Annotated in this window: 15 protein-coding genes, 1 tRNA gene and 1 pseudogene; 10 read left to right on the top strand and 7 right to left on the bottom strand. The window is 62.6% G+C overall.

The features are described from left to right. Positions 1-504 precede the first annotated feature (504 nt). The 4 genes from recQ to ASF90_RS09990 all read left to right on the top strand — a co-directional run bounded on the left by recQ (position 505) and on the right by ASF90_RS09990 (position 4,320). On the top strand, positions 505-2,301 hold the full coding sequence (recQ, locus tag ASF90_RS10005) for a DNA helicase RecQ (protein WP_055849142.1): 1,797 nt from the start codon (positions 505-507) through the stop codon (positions 2,299-2,301). Positions 2,302-2,438: 137 nt separating this feature from the next. Continuing rightward, positions 2,439-2,921, top strand: coding sequence for a hypothetical protein (locus ASF90_RS10000; protein WP_055849139.1), 483 nt, complete (start codon positions 2,439-2,441; stop codon positions 2,919-2,921). A 78-nt stretch (positions 2,922-2,999) separates the two neighbouring features. Continuing rightward, on the top strand, positions 3,000-3,404 hold the full coding sequence (locus ASF90_RS09995) for a response regulator (protein WP_055849136.1): 405 nt from the start codon (positions 3,000-3,002) through the stop codon (positions 3,402-3,404). Positions 3,405-3,561: 157 nt separating this feature from the next. After that, positions 3,562-4,320, top strand: coding sequence for a hypothetical protein (locus tag ASF90_RS09990; RefSeq protein WP_236699236.1), 759 nt, complete (start codon positions 3,562-3,564; stop codon positions 4,318-4,320). A gap of 1,217 nt (positions 4,321-5,537) precedes the next feature. Here the strand turns inward: ASF90_RS09990 and ASF90_RS09985 are convergent. After that, on the bottom strand, positions 5,538-6,248 hold the full coding sequence (locus tag ASF90_RS09985) for an rRNA pseudouridine synthase (protein WP_055849133.1): 711 nt from the start codon (positions 6,246-6,248) through the stop codon (positions 5,538-5,540). Positions 6,249-6,471: 223 nt separating this feature from the next. Between ASF90_RS09985 and ASF90_RS09980 the strand changes: the two genes are divergently transcribed. The 3 genes from ASF90_RS09980 to ASF90_RS09970 all read left to right on the top strand — a co-directional run bounded on the left by ASF90_RS09980 (position 6,472) and on the right by ASF90_RS09970 (position 11,404). After that, positions 6,472-6,678 (top strand): hypothetical protein, encoded by a 207-nt coding sequence (locus ASF90_RS09980; RefSeq protein ID WP_055849131.1) that lies wholly within the window; start codon positions 6,472-6,474, stop codon positions 6,676-6,678. 635 nt (positions 6,679-7,313) lie between these two features. Further along, positions 7,314-9,482 carry a methyl-accepting chemotaxis protein gene (locus ASF90_RS09975; RefSeq protein ID WP_055849127.1) on the top strand — a complete coding sequence of 723 codons (2,169 nt, stop codon included), beginning with the start codon at positions 7,314-7,316 and terminating at the stop codon, positions 9,480-9,482. A gap of 665 nt (positions 9,483-10,147) precedes the next feature. After that, entirely contained in the window at positions 10,148-11,404 is a 1,257-nt protein-coding gene (locus ASF90_RS09970; protein ID WP_055849124.1) for a lipase family protein, read from the top strand. A gap of 72 nt (positions 11,405-11,476) precedes the next feature. On the opposite strand, the gene ASF90_RS09965 is transcribed toward ASF90_RS09970, so the two are convergent. After that, positions 11,477-11,827 (bottom strand): response regulator, encoded by a 351-nt coding sequence (locus ASF90_RS09965; protein ID WP_055849121.1) that lies wholly within the window; start codon positions 11,825-11,827, stop codon positions 11,477-11,479. Continuing rightward, positions 11,824-12,831 carry an HWE histidine kinase domain-containing protein gene (locus ASF90_RS09960; protein ID WP_055849118.1) on the bottom strand — a complete coding sequence of 336 codons (1,008 nt, stop codon included), beginning with the start codon at positions 12,829-12,831 and terminating at the stop codon, positions 11,824-11,826. Before ASF90_RS09960 ends, ASF90_RS09965 begins: the two co-directional genes overlap by 4 nt. Before the next feature lie 574 nt (positions 12,832-13,405). On the opposite strand from ASF90_RS09960, the gene ASF90_RS09955 reads away from it, so the two are divergent. Continuing rightward, positions 13,406-13,591: a hypothetical protein gene (locus ASF90_RS09955; protein WP_055850342.1), complete on the top strand. Its 186-nt coding sequence runs from the start codon at positions 13,406-13,408 to the stop codon at positions 13,589-13,591. A gap of 1,166 nt (positions 13,592-14,757) precedes the next feature. Next, positions 14,758-15,660 carry a trypsin-like serine protease gene (locus ASF90_RS09950; RefSeq protein WP_055849115.1) on the top strand — a complete coding sequence of 301 codons (903 nt, stop codon included), beginning with the start codon at positions 14,758-14,760 and terminating at the stop codon, positions 15,658-15,660. Positions 15,661-15,829: 169 nt separating this feature from the next. Here the strand turns inward: ASF90_RS09950 and ASF90_RS09945 are convergent, their stop codons facing one another. Both ASF90_RS09945 and ASF90_RS22005 read right to left on the bottom strand, forming a co-directional pair. Continuing rightward, positions 15,830-16,537: a site-specific DNA-methyltransferase gene (locus tag ASF90_RS09945; RefSeq protein WP_055849113.1), complete on the bottom strand. Its 708-nt coding sequence runs from the start codon at positions 16,535-16,537 to the stop codon at positions 15,830-15,832. Beyond that, a complete protein-coding gene (locus ASF90_RS22005) occupies positions 16,455-16,700 on the bottom strand; it encodes a Com family DNA-binding transcriptional regulator (protein WP_082473477.1) in 246 nt (81 codons plus the stop codon). Before ASF90_RS22005 ends, ASF90_RS09945 begins: the two co-directional genes overlap by 83 nt. A gap of 81 nt (positions 16,701-16,781) precedes the next feature. On the opposite strand from ASF90_RS22005, the pseudogene ASF90_RS22000 reads away from it, so the two are divergent. Further along, positions 16,782-16,928, top strand: a pseudogene (locus ASF90_RS22000) (integrase); the annotation flags it as partial. Between the two features lie 122 nt (positions 16,929-17,050). On the opposite strand, the gene ASF90_RS09935 reads toward ASF90_RS22000, so the two are convergent. Together ASF90_RS09935 and queC are read right to left on the bottom strand one after the other, a co-directional pair. Next, positions 17,051-17,126 (bottom strand) — tRNA-Lys (locus ASF90_RS09935). 47 nt (positions 17,127-17,173) lie between these two features. Beyond that, positions 17,174-17,848: a 7-cyano-7-deazaguanine synthase QueC gene (gene queC, locus ASF90_RS09930; RefSeq protein WP_055849107.1), complete on the bottom strand. Its 675-nt coding sequence runs from the start codon at positions 17,846-17,848 to the stop codon at positions 17,174-17,176. Between the last annotated feature and the right edge of the window lie 318 nt (positions 17,849-18,166).

Genomic DNA, 18,166 nt, shown 5'->3' with positions numbered 1-18,166 from the left:
CCGAAACCTTGGGCGCCTGCTCACTGCCTGCCTCACCCAGCGCCTTCGGCGCGCCCCCTGACTCAGGGGGTGCGGCCATCTCCGCTTCGCGGACATGTCCCCCAACGTTTGCTCTGCAAACGGCGGGCCCCGCTACGCATCTCCACACCCCGCGCCTTCGGCGCGCCCCCTGACTCAGGGGGTGCGGCCATCTCCGCTTCGCGGACATGTCCCCCAACGTTTGCTCTGCAAACCTCGGGCCCCGCTACGCATCTCCACACCCCGCACCTTCGGCGCGCCCCCTGACTCAGGGGGTGCTTTGTGCTGTCAGTTGTTGAGCCCCTCTCCCTCCGGGAGAGGGGTTGGGGTGAGGGTACGGTGCGAAGCCTCATCCAGCTCAACCTCACAAGACCTCACACGCCACTGATACACCACCACCGCATCACGGCAATCCCCGACCCGCTATCGGACAACACTGCCGGCATGACACCGACCAGAACTTGACCCGCACGGTATCCTAGGCGGATGTCTTCCCCCGCCCACGAACTGCTCAGCCGCGTCTTCGGTTACGACGACTTCCGCGGCCCGCAACAAGCCATTGTCGAACATGTTGCTGCCGGCAACGACGCCCTGGTACTGATGCCCACCGGCGGCGGCAAGTCGCTGTGCTACCAGGTGCCAGCGCTGTTGCGCGACGGCATCGGCATCGTGGTGTCGCCATTGATCGCGCTGATGCAGGACCAGGTCGAAGCCCTGCGTCAGCTGGGCGTGCGCGCCGAATTCCTCAATTCCACGCTGGATGCGGAAAACGCGCAACGGGTCGAACGCGCCCTGCTGTCAGGCGATCTGGATCTGCTCTACGTCGCACCGGAGCGCCTGTTGACCCAGCGCTTCCTGTCGTTGCTGGAACGCAGCCGCATCGCGCTGTTCGCCATCGACGAAGCGCATTGTGTGTCGCAATGGGGCCACGACTTCCGCCCCGAATATCGCCAGCTCACCGTGCTGCACGAGCGCTGGCCGCACATCCCGCGCATGGCCTTGACCGCCACCGCCGACCCGCCCACCCAGCGCGAGATCGCCGAGCGCCTGGATCTGGTGGACGCACGCCACTTCGTCAGTTCCTTCGACCGCCCCAACATCCGCTACACCGTGGTGCAGAAGGACAACGCGCGCAAGCAGCTGCAGGAGTTCCTCACCCGCCATCGCGGCTCGGCCGGCATCGTCTATGCGATGTCACGGCGCAAGGTCGAAGAAACCGCCCAGCAGCTGTGCGCGCAAGGCTTCAACGCCCTGCCCTATCACGCCGGCCTGCCCGCCGAAGTGCGTGCGCAGAATCAGCGCCGTTTCCTGCGCGAGGACGGCATCATCATGACCGCCACGATTGCTTTTGGCATGGGTATCGACAAGCCGGACGTGCGCTTCGTGGCGCATGTGGACCTGCCCAAATCGCTGGAGGGGTACTACCAGGAAACCGGCCGCGCCGGCCGCGATGGCGACCCGGCCGAAGCGTGGCTCTGCTACGGCCTGGGCGATGTGGTGCTGCTCAAGCAGATGATCGAACAGGGCGAAGCGGCCGAGGAGCGCAAGCGCCTGGAACGCGCCAAGCTCGATCACCTGCTCGGCTACTGCGAATCCATGCAGTGCCGCCGCCAGGTACTGCTGGCCGGCTTCGGCGAGACCTATCCCAAACCCTGCGGCAACTGCGACAACTGCCTGACCCCGGCAGCGGCGTGGGATGCCACGGTAGCCTCGCAGAAAGCGCTGAGCTGCGTGTACCGCAGCGGGCAGCGCTTCGGTGTCGGTCACCTGCTCGACATCCTGCGCGGCAGCGAGAACGAGCGCATCAAACAGCTTGGCCACGATCAACTGAGCACCTACGGCATCGGCCGCGACCTGGACGAGCGCACCTGGCGCGGCGTGTTCCGCCAGCTGGTGGCGGCCAGCCTGCTGGAAGTCGACAGCGAAGGCCACGGCGGCCTGCGCCTGACCGATGCCAGCCGCCAGGTGCTCAAGGGCGAGCGCCAGGTGATGATGCGCCGCGAGAACCCGGCCGCCGGACGGGATCGCGGCGCGCAGCGCACCGGCCTGCCGGTGCAGCCGCAGGATCTGGTGTTGTTCAACGCGCTGCGCGGTTTGCGCGCGGAACTGGCCAAGGAACAGAACGTGCCGGCCTTCGTGATCTTCCACGACAGCACGCTGCGCAATATCGCCGAGCAACGGCCCACCAGCATCGATGCGTTATCGCGGGTCGGCGGCATCGGTGGCGGCAAACTGGCCCGCTATGGTGCGCAGCTGATCGAGATCGTGCGCGAGCAAGGCTGATGCAACAGCGTGTGTCAGCGCCATGCCTGTCTCGACACAACAATCGGCCGAATCGACAGCGCGCATTCAATCAGCCGTTGCTAGTTTCACAAGGCGAGCTGGCACGCGCTGCCAGTCATTCCTATAGAGTCCAACCGATGAAACGCAGCCTGCTTCTCCTGGCCACTCTATTTGCCGCCGGTGGCGCGCTCGCCCAGACCGGCGATGTCAGCGCCGAACCGGCCACCGCCCGCTCGCTGGACCTGAGCGTCCCCCAGGCACCTCTCCAATACCGCTCCGACCCGGAGTACAGCACCGACCCGCCCGGCACGTTTTACGGCGACAAGAGCGGCCCCCGCCCGGCGCTGGCACGCCCCAGCGCCGCATCGATCGCGGCCGAACGCGCCGAGCAATGCCAGGGCAAGCTGCATGGTGCGGTCGAGACCGGCATGGGCTATTCCAACCGCGGCGGCAACAGCAACTGGCAGGCGGTCAATCTGAACTCCTGCAAGACCTATTACGACGACGACGGCAAGGCGCATCAGATCGGCGTCAGCATCAGCGTCGGCCGCGGCGAAGGCCCGGTATTCGGCCCACGCTACGCACCCGGCGGTTATGGCCCCGGCCCGTTCGGCTGGTAACCATACGGCTCCGTCTGCGTTGACGGGGGGTTCACTGCCGCATCGCTGAAAATGTGGCTTGCCTTACGAGACGTGCTCATGTCACAGAACAAGGAACGGCCAGTTGTATTCGTCGTTGAAGACGGCGACGGCACCCGACAACTCAGCTGCCTTGTCCTGGAAAGTTACGGCTTTACCTGCCGCAGCGCCGGATCGGTCGAAGAAGCCCTGACCCTGATCGACAGCGACCCGCGCGTCGATGTGTTGTTTTCCGATATCCATTTCCCCGGTGGCCTGACCGGCGTGGATCTTGCGTTGAAGACTGCGTATGCGCCATACAACCTGCCCGTGTTGCTGACCTCCGGTCTGGCGGTGGAGTACGTGGAAGAGATCCTGCCTGACGGCGTGGCCTTCCTGGAAAAGCCCTACACCCCCGAACAACTGCTCACCGCGATCCGCAGCGTGATGGCGAAACGCCGCGTGCTCGCCACCCCAGGCGTGTAACGCAGACGGCCGCAGCTGGACGGCGGCCCACAATCCCGGTATGAAATGCCAGCCGCCGCGCGATGCGGCGGCAACGGGGATTGATCACGACATAGCTGTGCCAAGGCCGCGGTGCAATGCCCGCCTGGTGCCGCTGTGCTTTACGCCAGGGGACAACATGAAACAGCTAGTGACCGCAGCCATCGCCATGGCTGCGTTGAGTGGTTGCGCAACGGTGATGAACGACGCGACCCAGCCGATACGCGTCGATACCAAGACCGCCGACGGCCAAACCATCACCGGCGCCGACTGCGCCATCGGCAATGACAAGGGGCGCGTCACCCTGAAGTCCGGCCAGACCGCGCAGGTGCGCCGGTCCGCGCACGATCTGGAGGTCACCTGCGTGCTGCCCGGTCAGCGCGATGCGGCAGGCCGCTCCATCTCGCGTGCCAACATGGGCATCTGGGGCAACATCCTGATCGGCGGCGCAATCGGCGCCATCGTCGACCACAACAAGGGCACCGGCTACACCTACCCGAGCTGGATCCAGCTGGTGTTCGGGCAGACGCTGAGCTTCGACCGCCGTCGCGAGGAACGTGGGCAGCCACTGCAAGGCGAGACCGCGCAAGGCGGTGGGGTGGCGGCAAGCGGCCGCACGCACAACGAAGCGGTGACAACGCCGCTGGCAAGCGATGTCCCCTCCGCTGCGCCTGCCCGCGTTGCGGCATCTCCCGTCGTCGCTGCGGCTCCGACGACCACTGCAGGCCCGGCGATGTCGAGCGAATCGTCCATGGCACGCGCTCAAAGCATCAGCAGCGGTTTGAACTGCGGCCCGGTGCAGGCGGCTGGCCCCACCCGCTTCACTGCGACTTGCCAGAGTGGCAGCACGGTGCAGATCGATTGCGCCGGCTTCCGCTGCACGCCCGCTTTTCAGTGACCTCCGGCGACTGCGCTCCGCTGCGAGCGCAGTCGCACCAGCATGGTTGTCGGGAACACCCCGACAGCCTGTGGGCGCGCCCCCGATTTGCGTGATGCAAGTCTCATTTAAACTGCAACCACCGGACGCGAGGCCTGTTGGGCCGCTCAACTCGCGAGGCGCTGAGCACGCCCCTGCCGGGACATTGCTGATGCAGACCTGCCGTGGCGCAGTGCTGTCTTGCATTGGCCAACGCGCTCGTCAGACCGTTGCGACGCGATGAGCGCGCTCCGTTGGCTTTTCATCTGTTTGCCTGCGTGCGTCGTTTCCGTGTGCCAACAGTTGCGTCTGCTGATGGAAACCTGCACTTCACTGGATGTCGCGAAGCGCGTCCAGCGATGCGAACGGCATCATTGCTGCAGTCGACACACGTGGCGACCATCGCTGGTTTGCTGACTGATCCAGTCGATCTCGTCTGCTGGCCGATCTCATTGGTGCAGTACGCATCCTGCTCGCGCCTGCGTCGCACGGTTCAAATGTCGCTGGCTGCTGGTCGCAGTAGCGCAGCTGCTGACACGTCTGTCTGAAGTTGGTTGACTTGCAATGGCTCTGACTGCGCACGTGGCCTCCGTGCTAGTTGCACCAAACGCCGCAGAGCAAGCGCCTCCACTGCAGCAATGCACTCCTAGCCGCACGACAGTGCTCCTGGCCTTCGAGCTAAGTAAGCGTGCGTCGATGCATGCGTGCTTGCACTGGTGCGTGCTTGCAAGCAAGCAAGCGCATTTCACGCGATCACGCAGACCGCTCGCTAGGCTAACGCCAGTGCAGCGCTTCGCTGCAATGACTTTCAGGAGATTCTCATGGGCGACAACGCGTTTCTGACACCGGCATTCGCCATCTTGGTCATCGGGATCATCGCCGTGGTGTTCTGGCTGGTGACCCGCGCCAAGAAAAGGCGCAACAAGAAGTAAGCGAACCAAGCGTCAGCCTGCGACGTCCTTGCGCGGCGCGCATCGCTACGTGCGATGTGGCCGGTCGGGCGTCGGCCGACGTGAGTCGGCGTGTGCTTGGTACACACCTCATGATGTTAGATGCCGACATCGCGAAGGCCGCAGCAAAGACGCTTGGGTTGCCTTACAGCAATCCGCGTTTGCCGAAACGCATCGCGGTGTCGATGCGGCCACTGTAGTCAAGTGCGCTACGTGCAGACACCGTACGCGCACTGACCAATACGTCTCTTAGAAACGTTCGCCCGACGGCAGATAGCGCCACTGGCCGATGGCCAGCTTGCCCAGCGACACGCGACCTACGCGCAGCCGGCGGATGCTCACCACGTCCAGCCCCACCTCGCCGCACATGTAACGCAGTTGGCCTGGCTGCACATGCTTGATCGCAAAGCGCAGCCGCTCTTCGTTCTGCCAGCTCACCTTGCACGGCGGCAGGCTGCGCTGCTGATACACCAGACCGTGCGCCAGACGCGCCATGCCATACGGGCGCAGCTCGCCGCGCACTTCCACCAAAAATTCCTGCTCGATCGAGCTGGCATCGGCCGTCAGCCTGCGCAGTACGCGGCCGTCCTGGCTCAACACCAGCAAGCCGCTGGCGTCGTCTTCCAGTGGCAGCGGCGCGCTGAGGCGCAGAAAATGCCGCTTGAGCACGCGCAACTCGGCGTTGTCCAGCTCGCTCCGGCTTGCCGGGTTGGCCAGCGCCAGCGCAGCGTCGGCGGTCATGCCTGCCGGCTTGTGCAAGAGCAGGGTGGCAGGCTCGGCAGGTTCAAGCACTGCATCCGGTGCAAGCGTCACCTGCACGGCGGTTGCCAGGGCCTGCGGCTCTTCGACAACGACCCCGTCCACGCTGACCCAGCCACCCTCGATGTACTGCTGCGCCTCGCCACGCGAGCAGCCGAACTGCGCGGCAACGCATTTATCGAGACGAATGGGATCGGACATCGGGCAGGCTCAGCATCAGGGCACGGCAGTGTACGTGCTGGGTCGCCGAATGCGTGAGGCGAGCGCCTTTCCAGTCACCCGCTCCACAGGTGGGCCACGCCACAAAAACCGCAAGGACGCTGCGGCATTGCCTGGGGTCACCTCATCGACGCGCCTTCATCCATGCATGCTTCTGCCCAGCAGCACAAAGTGGGAAACTCAGCGCTCACACAGGAGCTCGCAGATGTTCATCAAGTTCGGCACCACCCGGGTCCGCGTCACCCATATCTCCGTCATCAGCGATCCGTTCAACGCTGGTGAAAGCTTCGGCTCGTATTGCCACTCGGTCCGGGTCGGCATGATCTCTGGCGAAGAGGTCTTCGCGCGGTTCAACAGCGAGTCCGATGCACGACAGCTGCACGCCGACGTGCTGGCTGCGCTGGAAGCCTGATGCCGGTTGGTAGCGCGGCGCGCGTGCTCGGCTGCTGAGGTTCGCCTCGTCACCAGATGCAGTGCGCGCTGCCGACCTGCTTAACGCTCCCAAGCAGTGCCCTGCACTGGGGGCACTGGCGCAACATCGATCGACGCAGGTTGACCGCATCTCTCGCTATCGCTCCAGCGAATCTGCGCAAGGTCCATTGCAGGTAGTAGGCAAGACGCAATCCGACGCGCCTACCAGCGTGTCACGCGCTGCAGAACGAACGTTCTGCAGGTGACACGCATCGATCCAGTCAGACGTTACAAGTGCGACTAACAAATGGCGCGCGCGATCAGTTATCGATGCGGATTCCTGCACATACGCTGCGACGACATGCGTATTGCGAGCACTATTTCCAGCATCGGCAACATCTATTTAACGTGCACGCAAAAGCGGCGTTAGCTGCGCTCCATGCCTCTGACGCCATCAAGATGTCAGGCGCCGATGGACAGCTGTCGGGGAATCTCTTCCGCGCAATGAATCCGCTGTAACTATTACAGAACGGAAGGCTTTAGCACACCCGTCTCCAGCCGCTAGCTGGGCAAGAGGCTTGAGTGGATGCACCCCGCATCCACTGGCCCCTTCAGCTGCGCTAACTGGATGCGGTTATGAACGATTATTTGCAACGCTTCAATGTCGGTCGTCGCTTGGGCATGGCTTTCGGCATTTTGATTCTCTTGTCGGGTCTGCTTGTGGCGACCGGCCTGATCACCATGTCCAACGCCCGTTACGAGCTGGATACCATCGTCAACAACAACATGGAGCGGATTCGCCTCTCGAGCGACATGCTCGATGCCAATACCAACGTGGCGATCGGCTTGCGCGACATCGTGATGGTGTCGGGCGATGCAGCAAACCGCAGCGCAATGGAGATGGTCCAAAACAATCGCGCGCGTTACAAGGAATCTCAGGCTGCACTGGCGGCCATGCCCAGCAGCGACGTAGAAAAGGCTGCGCTCAAGCTGGTGCAGGAAAAACGCGACATCTCGGTCAAGTTCAACAACCAGATTCTCGACTACGGCATCCACGACCAGAACCAGGAGGCCCTGGGCTTGTTGCAAGGTGCGGCCGCCACTGCGATGAATGAGCAGCAGGCCGCCATTCGCGACAACGCCGCGTTGGAGCGGCGCCTGAGCAAGGAAGCGTATGCCGCGGCCGTGCAATCCATGCATCGCGGCAAAGTCATCCTGGCAAGTGGCGGCATCGCGGCATTGGTGATCAGCACCTTGCTGGCGTGGTTGATCACGCGCAGCCTGACCACACCATTGAGCCAGGCCACACGCACCGCCGAAGCCATCGCCGCCGGCAACCTGCACAACGACGTCCACACCACCGCCACCGACGAAACCGGCCGTCTGCTGCAGGCCATGGACAAGATGCAACTGCAGGTGCGCAACCTGATCGCTGCACAGACCGATATGGCCAGGCATCACGACGCCGGCACGATCAGCTTCCGCATCGATGCTTCGGCATTCCCCGGCGACTACGGCCGCATGGCCAATGACACCAATCTGCTGGTGGCCTCGCACGTTGCCGTACAGACCGATCTGGCACGCATCATGGGCCGCTATGCCGTTGGCGAACTATCCGAAGACATGCAGCCGTTGCCCGGTGAAAAAGCGGTGTTCAGCGACACCATGTCGCAGGTCAAGCTCAACCTCTCGGCGATGAATCACGAGATCAAGCATCTGGCGCAGTCGGCCGCCAACGGCGACTTCAGCGCGCGCGGCGATGTCGAGCGCTTTCAATTCGACTTCCGCATCATGGTCGAAAGCCTCAATCATCTGATGTCCACCGCCGACGGCAATCTGCAGTCGTTGTCGTCGTTGCTGCAATCGATCGCCGCCGGCGATCTCACCGCGCGCATGAGTGGCGACTTCCGTGGCGTGTTTGCGCAAATGCGCGACGATGCCAATGCCACCGCCAGTCAGTTGGCGCAGATCGTCGGCAACATCCAGCAGTCGGCGGTATCCATCAACGCGGCTGCCAGCGAGATCGCGGCCGGCAACCAGGATCTGTCGCAACGCACCGAACAACAGGCGGCCAATCTCGAAGAGACCGCAGCGTCGATGGAAGAACTGACGTCCACCGTCAAACAGAATGCCGAGGGCGCACGCCAGGCCAATCAACTGGCGATCGGTGCCGCACGCGTTGCCTCGCAAGGTGGCGAGGTTGTGGGCAAGGTCGTCGACACCATGAGCGGTATCGAAGCCTCCTCGAAGAGGATCGCCGACATCATCAGCGTCATCGATGGCATCGCGTTCCAGACCAACATCCTCGCGCTGAACGCAGCGGTGGAAGCCGCACGTGCCGGCGAACAAGGCCGTGGCTTTGCCGTGGTCGCCTCCGAAGTGCGGACGCTCGCACAACGCTCCTCCGGTGCGGCCAAGCAAATCAAGGATCTCATCGACGACTCGGTGCAGCGCGTGGCCGATGGCTCGGCGCTGGTCCACAGCGCCGGCAAGACCATGAGCGAAGTGGTCGCGAGTGTGCAACGCGTCACCGACATCATGGGCGAGATCTCCGCCGCCTCGCAGGAACAATCGGCCGGCATCGAACAGGTCAATCAGACCATCACTCACATGGACGAAACCACGCAACAAAATGCAGCGCTGGTGGAAGAAGCCACCGCCGCCGCACGCTCGATGGAAGAACAGGCAGCGCAGCTCACCGATGCGGTGGCCATCTTCAGAATCGATGCACGACAGGCGCAAGACACCAACATGCGCACGGCTGCTCCGGTCGCACGGCTGCTCCACAAAGTCGCCAACGCCTGATCGATCCGCGGCGGCAAGTTCGCCGCGATATCTCCAGCACCGCCGCGTGCAACATGTCAGCAAAAGAGCGCCGCCTGGCGCTCTTTTGCTTTGGCTATTCACGCATCACGCCATCGGCAAGCGCTGGCGCGTGACACCGATGCGCGAGCGCGAGCGAACCTTCGCTATGGCGCATCTGCTCGACCAAGCACGCGCGCGATAGGCACTGCCTAACAACTTCGCAATGCCGCAACCGTCGACGCAACCACTACTCCCGCTAGCGACACATGGCATCGCCCTCACCCCAGCGCGCGTCACCGGCGCGCCGTATCGCGCTTCGCTTATGACTTCACAAGTTCGCACCCTGGTGCGCCTGCGGTACAGATGTGAAACATCATCATTACTTCATCAGTTGACCTTCGAGAAGTGGTTATTTATTTCCTATCACTGTGAACAGTCATTGCATTACAGATAGGTATTACCTAACACGCATGACTGGGACGAATGCCGTGCAGCAGAAGCCGCTGGATTGCAGGCTCCGACGCTCTCCGCCGATGGCTGCACACCCCGCACGATGACCGGCTGATAGTGCTGCGCGCGCGACGTTCCCACCCATGCTCATTCCGACGGCCCCGACCGTCATCCCCCTGCCGCTTGCCCAGGGCGTCATGTAGCGAGGTCTTTACATGGAATTGCGAGTCAACATCGGCACGGCATTGGGCATCGCCCTGCTGGCCACCGCCGGCGCTTCGCAGGCGTCCCCCTTCGGCACCCATCCGGCCCGTGGCACGGTCTTGTCGAGCAACGTTCTGACCAGCTACACCCGCGATGCCATTGCGAACATGCTGCGCGACGACCCATCGCATGAGCAGCCCAGTTGCAACGTTCGCGTAGCGGAATTCACCTACGCCACCATCGGCGTCGAAGGCGAACCGGCCACCGCCTCGGCCGCGCTGCTGGTGCCGGGCGGTCCACAGTGCCAAGGCCCCTATCCCCTGCTGGCATGGGGCGAAGGCACCCAGACGTTGCGTAGCACGGAGCAGGCCAAGGACATCCGCGACGCGCGCGGGAACGATCCGTTGGTCACCCGACTTGCCAGCCAGGGCTATGTCGTCGTCGCCACCGATTATCTCGGCCTTGGCAAGTCGAATTACCCGTATCACCCCTACATGCACAGCGCCTCGCAAGCCAGCGCCATGATCGATGCGATGCGCGCCGCGCGCAGCGTCCTGCGCCGCTTGAACACGCCGCTGTCGGGCAAGGTGATGCTCTCCGGCAACTCGGCCGGCGCCCACGCCGCACTGGCAACACAACGCGAGATCGAAGCGCACATATCGCAGGAGTTCAACCTGGCGGCCAGCTCGGGGATCTCCGGACCTTATGCGCTAAGCGAATCGGTGCTGGATGATCTGACCGGGCGTAACACCGTGGCCGAAAGCACCTTTGCCTTGGTCTTTTTGAGCTACGCAATCACCTCCATGCAGCGCACTTACCACAACGTCTATCTGGCGCCCTCGCAAACGTATCAAGACCCCTGGGCCGCACAGGTGGAAGCGTTTTTCCCCGGTACGCGTAGCGTGGGCGATCTGGTCACCACGTTGCCGCCGGTCGGCAAGATCAAGGACTACTTCACCGCGGCCTTTCTTCAGGACGTCGCAAACAATCCGTTCAACCCGTTGCGGCAAGACTTGCAACGCAACGACCTGCTCGACTGGCGCCCGCGCACCCGCACCTTGCTGTGCGGCTCATCCAACGATGCGAGCGTGCCGTTCAAGAACGCCACCAGGGCGATCGACACGTTCAAGCGCAATGGCAGCAACCAGGTGACAACGCTCGATCTGGGCACCGGCAAGCGAGAAGACAACAGCGCCTTCGTGCATCTGGCAGTCGAGGAAAGCTGCATCGTGGCCGTGCGCCAACAGTTGCTGGACCGTAGCCGCTGACGGTTGCGAATACGCGCGTCTGCGCCTTGCCACCATCCCGCAGGCAGCTGCGGGATGGTCGATCATGATTGCTTACTCAGGCCGCAGCTGCGCCAGCGCATCCTTCAGGTCGCGAAACTGAAAGGGTTTTTGTAACCCATGCCGATGGCGGAACTTCTCCGGAATTCCGCTTTTCGCATATCCGGTTACGAAGATGTAAGGCACTCCGCGCGCATCGAGTTCTTCTGCGATCGGAAAGGACAAGGTTCCACCCAGGTTGACGTCGAGCACGGCCAGATCCAGGTTGCCCTGCTGTACCACCACAAGCGCGGTATCGACATCGCCTACCGTCGCGGCAATTTCATACCCCAGCTCGGACAGACAATCTTCCAGCAGCATGGCGACCAGCGATTCGTCCTCGACCAACAACACACGCATGGTCACGGACGCACCTCGGCGAGCTCGATCGGCAGCGGAATGGACACGCAAAAACGCACGCCCGTCGGCTCGAACGAAAGCTCTACATCGCCCTTGAGGTCGTGCTTCAAACCGCGTTCCAACATGCGCGACCCAAAGCCCTTGCGCGTGGGCGGTTGCACAGCCGGGCCACCGGACTCCTGCCAGATCAGCTCAAGCATCTCTTGGCCGTCTTGGGTGTGGCGTTTCCACGCAATCTGCACAGCTCCCTCGGCCGACGACAGCGCACCATATTTGAGGGCGTTGGTGCACAGCTCATGCAACGCCATCGAGAGCGCCAACGCGCGCCGCGGATCAAGACGGCAGGAATCGCCCAGCAGCGTAAAGCGCTGACTGTCGCGCGGTGCGTGCAGCGCCGCCGCATCGCGGGTCAGCTCCAGAATATCTGCGCTAACCCAGTTCTCGCGGGTCAACGTGTCGTGCGCACGCGACAGCGCGAGCAGACGCGCATCGATTTTTTCCTGCGCATCGGCCAGGCTGTCGGCATTGCTGAACGACTGACGCGCCAACGACTGCACCATCACCAACGAATTCTTGACCCGATGGTTGAGCTCGTTGATCAACAACTGCAGATGCTGCTCGTGCTGTTTGTGCTCGGTGATGTCGCGCGTGGCGCCGGCGATTGCCTCGACGTTGCCATCCGGCCCGAACACCGGCGTAAAGATGTAATCGTAGACCCGCAATCCCTTGACCGTATGCGGAAACGGCACCTCGCCCCGAATCGGCTGACGCGTGGCAATGACGCGCTCGATCTCCTCGTCATGCATCGCGGCATGCCACGGCTCGTAGCCCAGCTCCAGACACGTCTTGCCGCACGCGTCTTCCCAGCGCATGCCCCACATCGTCAGTAGCGCATGGTTGGCGTAGACGAAGCGATGCTGGGTGTCGAACACGTATAAAAGGTCCGGCGTGGCCTGTAGCAAAGCCTCGTAAATACGCGACTTTGCGGCGTCTTCCTGATACTCGGCCATTCCCGTCATGGTCCTGAAGTTGGATCGCACAATAGAACGATTGCCGTGAACGCTCGATCATGCCGGCACCGGGATCTTGCCCACCCCAAAATGCATACCTGCCGCGCGCCTTATGCCCGGCGAATCAGACAGATACGCCAACTGCCGCGAAGCGGCCCCGACCAAGGCATGCGCCGGCACCGCTGTGCCAGAGGTTGCACGCACTGAGGTTTGGCGCGACCTCCACGCCAGCTTCGCCCTGCCATCCAGGTAGTTGAAAGGTCTGACGGATCAGCACCTGGACGCCCGGACGCGGCGGCTTGCGCTGCGATCGCCGTCGGGCGATGAACACCGGAATAACCCATTCGATTCGCAAACCCACGGTCACCGGGGCGTCTTATGCACCCCGTAGCCTCCCGCCGAAAGTGACCAACACCCCCACCCTTCCATCACTCGAATCGGCCAGACCATGTCTTCGTTCTCACGCAAAAACTCCCTTCGCACCTCGATGCTGGCGTTCGCAATCATCCTCTGCTCCAGCGTGGCCACGACTGCCGCTGCAACATCGCTGCATGTCGTCTCCCGCACCGAGCAGATGACATCGTTCACCCACACCGGGCCGAGCAGGACCGAGGTGTTCAATCAGCAATGGGCGGACAGCGCCGCGCAATGCCGCGACACGTTTCCGCAGACCACCTCGGTGCAACTCGGCCAGGTCAATACGCGTGCGATCAACGCAAAGACCTTCAAGGTCACCGGCAAGTGGATCTGCAGGGGCTGATCGCCGCGGCCGGCAAGCAGTGCTGATTCAAGAGTCAGCCTGCTTCAGGCGTAATCGCCAGTCGGGAAAAAAACATCGCGGCGACTGAGCATTCCATGCCTAGGCGCACGTCATGAGAACGCACGCCAGCCGCTAATCGCGGGGCGGATGAGAGATTGCAGCGCGGGGAGTTTGGTTAAAGCGTTGATGTAGATGGTGGGCCGTGATGGATTCGAACCATCGACCAAAAGATGAAAAGTTGGCTTTGCTGAGCTTACGAATCAGCAATTTGCATGGCTTACTTTTCCTGGCGGCTAGCGCCGGAGGCCTAGTGCGCGCTGGGGCGTCCTGCAAATTTTCCCGATCCTTGCGGGCACTTACCTCGCGCTATATGGATCGAGCACTCGGTCTCCGGGTTGTAACTGCAGCTCGGATCCTCACCTGGTGCCGCGCGGCCCACATGGCGGAGGCCGCACAGCGCAAATCGGAAATCGGAAATCGCCTGTCTGGATCGGGTCGCGCGCGCCAATCTGATTCCATGTGGCGAAGACAGGCTGTGCGCAGAGCTGGAGAAGAAAGGACCACGCTATGGTGATAGCGCGCAATATCGGGCCATCATCTTGCGCCCGTCCACCCCGCAATAAGAACCGCGCCGCCACATGGGACGGCTCGGTGACTTCGACCACAGGGCTTTCAAACGGTCGCGGACAACGGCGGCATATTGATCGGTCATCTTGATGCCGACCGCCTCGTCACAGCTGCCCAGATGTTGCTGAGCTCCTGTAGGTAGACGATGCCCGCAAGCAGGCACTGAACGCACAGCGGCCACATCGCAGCCTCGCCCCAACTTGATCATCGCTGCATCAATTGTGACAGTGCGGTACTTGCCGCGTTGCGCCGAAGCCGACGTCGCACTAGTCGCCGCCTTCGTTGCACGACCCCACAGTTCGTAGGCAAGCAGCGCGGGCCAGGCGATGACGCAGATGATTTGGTTCTTAGAACAACGACCAAGAAGTTAAGGCTGGGAATGCCGATCATCTTGTGCGTTGGCGGCACCAAGGATGGCGATATGGGGCACCGTTTCGATCCTGCTACTGCAAGGACGCAACCTATCTAAAGTTCGCGCATGGGACTCGCGTAACACCACTTTCCCAATCCCGACACCCCTGAGAAAAACTCGATACCTGATGAAGAATCTATTGCTGCAAAAGCATGCGGCAGCCCTGGCAATTGGCATTGCAACCATCCTTGCATCCTCCGTCGCCACCGCTCAAACCCCCGGCATCGTGGCGCCTCGAAATCCCGATCGCGCGGTCCTCCCGGTTATCTCCGGCTCAAAAGTCAGCGTTCCCTTTGGGTCATGCACCGTAGGTGCGGTACTGGTGCCCACGAGCATCTTTCACAGACTGACGCCTTACCAACGTGCAACGCGATGGATCGTACTAGCTAAGCACTGCGCGCCCATGTACGCGAGCATCCACGTGGGTACGGATGCCATCGGCAACGTTGTGTGGCAGTCGGCTACCTCTGACATTGAGCTTGTGCGGGTATCGCCCCAGCAGAATCAGGCCGCAGTGGTGTACTGCTCTTCCCACAGCAGCGCAGCCTTTTGCAATCCAATCCAGTCCTACACTCCTCGGGCGAACAACCAAGTCTTCATGCCGCGTGCCGGGCGGGAGGCACGGCTTCCTGTTACCGGGTGGTCGAACGCACCGGATGGGCAGTTCTGCACAAGCGGATGGCGCACTGGCGTCCGCTGCGTATGGCAAGGATTCTCGCTCGTACCGGGAATTTGGAGACCGGCTTATGAGCACATCAGTACGGCCCACTCGTCCGAGCTCAATAGCATTGACAACGGCGACTCCGGCGGACCAGTCGTCACCTATGACCGGCATCTAGTCGGGATCATTTCCTCCGGTGAACCTGAGGGCCGTTCGATCGTCTACTACACGCCGATGCAGCAGGTGCTGCACGAGCTGTATAGCTACACCCTCGCTCCGGCCAACCTGCCTACCGCTGCCGGCGACGACAACCCGCTTTCTCCGGGTGGCGAAAACGCTGGGTGGGAACTGGCACCGGCCGACGGCTGAGGCGAGCGGTTGACGTCTAATGCCGAATGGAGTGGCACAGGTCAGCAATCAGGAAATCGCCTGTACCGTCAGCATCCCGTGTGGCATTCGGGGTAGCTCTTCAGATAGTAAGGCGCCGCCTCCGTGCGGCGCTTTGCTATGGGGCGTCCAGCGACCGCCTGCACGGCTCTCAGTTGCTAGGCCGCGCTCTTGCAATATCAGCGTAAAGCGAAGTCATCTCCATACCTGTAAGACCGTAGCCCTCCACCTGCGCCGCCACCAGGGTCGTTCCGCTTCCGGCGAACGGATCTAGCACCCGTCCTCCGGACTCACAGATCCGGACCAACTGCCGCATCAACTCCGTTGGTTTGCCTGTTAAGTGATGCTTGTCAGTCTTGCGCACTGGCTCGCGGATCACTCCCGGCAGCACGGGCGCGCGACGGTCTAGCGGCATGTTGCCCTTGCTGCCCCACACGATGTACTCGGCCTGGTTGCGGAAGCGGCCCAACTGCGGCCGCACGCCTTCGGTCTTGTCCCAAACAGTGATGCCGCGCCAAGTGAAGCCGGCGATCTGCAGCGCGTCGGTGGTCAGCGGCACCTTCCGCCAGTCGGTGAACAGCAATACCGGCGCGCCATCCCTGAGCACGCGTGCGCACTCGGACAACCACAGGTGCATCCACTTCAGGTGCGAGCGCTGGTCGCGCTCGTCTCCCACAAAGTCGGCATGCAGTTGCGCACCACTGCCCTGGACGTACTTCTGCGATGGTGGCTTGGCGCGTGCCGCAGGGGTGAGGCCACCGTTCGCATAGGGCGGATCAGTGATCAGCGCGTCGAACGAATTCGCGTCGAGCGTGGGCAGGATGGTCAGGGCGTCGCCCTGCAGCAGCTGGTTTTTCATGGTGAGAGCCTTCTTGGATTCGCTCGCGGCGATCGGAGGTGAGGCTCTCGGCCTTCATGTGATTGAGCGTGCCGCAACGCGGGCACTGGATCTGGATTTCATCGAAGGCGCCGGCCTTGCACAGCAGGCGGGCGCCTTCGCCACAACGGAGGTTCTTGAGCATTGCGTGGTCTTGCAGTGGGAAAGGATTACGCGGCCGCTGGCGGCGCATAGGCGGCGAAGGCGATCACCTCATCGCCCACTCAATCGTTATGAACTGAAGCACCGGGGCATCACGGATACCGAGGGCACGCGTGCCGACAAGCAGGAAGCTGCCGGCCACAGAACGCAGAGAATGACGCAACATTATTCCCACGATGTGCCAGCAGTGAAGCCGCCTCGCCGGCCTTGATCGGCCGTGGTCTTCGACACAATTGCGGCCGAGGAACGCATCTCCGCTCAGTTATTTTCCCGGCAATTTTCCCGGAGACACAAAAAAGGCGCCTACGGCGCCTTCTAAGGTACTGATTTAGTTGGTGGGCCGTGATGGATTCGAACCATCGACCAAAAGATTAAAAGTCTTCTGCTCTACCGACTGAGCTAACGGCCCACTGACCCGACTTTGCGTCGGGGTGCGCATTCTACCCTACACAAGCGTCAAGACGAAATCGCGTAATGCGTGGGGTCCTGAACGCCGGCGTCGGCGAAGCCGGCGGCGCGCAGCCGGCAGGCGTCGCAGTGGCCGCAGGCGCGTCCGTCGGGGTCGGCGCGGTAGCAGGACACAGTGAGGCCGAAGTCCACGCCCAGGCGTACGCCTTCGCGCACGATGTCGGCCTTGCTGAGGAACTGCAGCGGTGCGTGGACGCGCAAGCCGGCGCCTTCCACGCCGGCCTTGGTGGCCAGGTTGGCCAGCACTTCGAAGGCGCGCACGAATTCGGGGCGGCAGTCGGGATAACCGGAGTAATCCACCGCATTGACGCCGCAGAACAGGTCGTTGGCGCCGACCACCTCGGCCCAGCCGAGCGCCAGCGACAGCATGATGGTGTTGCGCGCGGGCACGTAGGTGACCGGGATGCCGTCGCCGCCGGCATCCGGCACCTCGATGTCGTCGGTGAGCGCCGAGCCGCCGATGCTGCGCAGATCCACATCGACCACCTTGTGCGCGACGACGCCCTGCGCCGCGGCAACGCGGACGGCCGCATCCAGTTCGGAGGTGTGACGTTGACCGTAGCGCACACTCAGCGCGTACACGGCAAAGCCCTGCTCCTGCGCGAGCGCAATGACAGCGGCGGAGTCCATGCCTCCGGACAACAGAACGACAGCTTTTTTCATTTCAGGGCAGCATCGACAACAGAAGACGCAAAGGCTAGCAGGGTCGGCGCCGGGCCGCGATGGCGAGCGGTCTGTTCGGCACGCTCATCAACCGAGGCGACACAACGGAGGCGCTGGAGACTGTTTGGTAGCCGAGGTCAGAATGCGGGCGCTAATGCATCAACAGCGCGCCGCTGCCGATGACCAATCGCGCCTCGCCTACTTCCAGCGCCATCGCGTTGATCGACCGGCACCATCCGTCACGACGACCATGCGCGTGCGTCCCTTCGGCATGCCGTTTTCCAAGCAGATTGCAGGGCGTCTGTGCGGACCACTGTC

The sequence above is a fragment of the Xanthomonas sp. Leaf148 genome, from assembly GCF_001423585.1.
GTDB lineage: Bacteria > Pseudomonadota > Gammaproteobacteria > Xanthomonadales > Xanthomonadaceae > Xanthomonas.
The sequence above is the reverse complement of the archived record's forward strand: the minus strand, read 5'-3'. Positions and strand labels throughout refer to the sequence as shown.

Excerpts from the sequence above, each read along its gene's own strand:
- ASF90_RS09995 (WP_055849136.1), top strand. The coding sequence starts at position 3,000 with ATGTCACAGAACAAGGAACGGCCAGTTGTATTCGTCGTTGAAGACGGC.
- recQ (WP_055849142.1), top strand. The coding sequence starts at position 505 with ATGTCTTCCCCCGCCCACGAACTGCTCAGCCGCGTCTTCGGTTACGAC.
- queC (WP_055849107.1), bottom strand. The coding sequence starts at position 17,848 with ATGAAAAAAGCTGTCGTTCTGTTGTCCGGAGGCATGGACTCCGCCGCT.
- ASF90_RS09955 (WP_055850342.1), top strand. The coding sequence starts at position 13,406 with ATGACATCGTTCACCCACACCGGGCCGAGCAGGACCGAGGTGTTCAAT.
- ASF90_RS09980 (WP_055849131.1), top strand. The coding sequence starts at position 6,472 with ATGTTCATCAAGTTCGGCACCACCCGGGTCCGCGTCACCCATATCTCC.
- ASF90_RS22005 (WP_082473477.1), bottom strand. The coding sequence starts at position 16,700 with ATGCTCAAGAACCTCCGTTGTGGCGAAGGCGCCCGCCTGCTGTGCAAG.
- ASF90_RS09985 (WP_055849133.1), bottom strand. The coding sequence starts at position 6,248 with ATGTCCGATCCCATTCGTCTCGATAAATGCGTTGCCGCGCAGTTCGGC.
- ASF90_RS09975 (WP_055849127.1), top strand. The coding sequence starts at position 7,314 with ATGAACGATTATTTGCAACGCTTCAATGTCGGTCGTCGCTTGGGCATG.
- ASF90_RS09945 (WP_055849113.1), bottom strand. The coding sequence starts at position 16,537 with ATGAAAAACCAGCTGCTGCAGGGCGACGCCCTGACCATCCTGCCCACG.
- ASF90_RS09990 (WP_236699236.1), top strand. The coding sequence starts at position 3,562 with ATGAAACAGCTAGTGACCGCAGCCATCGCCATGGCTGCGTTGAGTGGT.
- ASF90_RS09970 (WP_055849124.1), top strand. The coding sequence starts at position 10,148 with ATGGAATTGCGAGTCAACATCGGCACGGCATTGGGCATCGCCCTGCTG.
- ASF90_RS10000 (WP_055849139.1), top strand. The coding sequence starts at position 2,439 with ATGAAACGCAGCCTGCTTCTCCTGGCCACTCTATTTGCCGCCGGTGGC.
- ASF90_RS09950 (WP_055849115.1), top strand. The coding sequence starts at position 14,758 with ATGAAGAATCTATTGCTGCAAAAGCATGCGGCAGCCCTGGCAATTGGC.
- ASF90_RS09960 (WP_055849118.1), bottom strand. The coding sequence starts at position 12,831 with ATGGCCGAGTATCAGGAAGACGCCGCAAAGTCGCGTATTTACGAGGCT.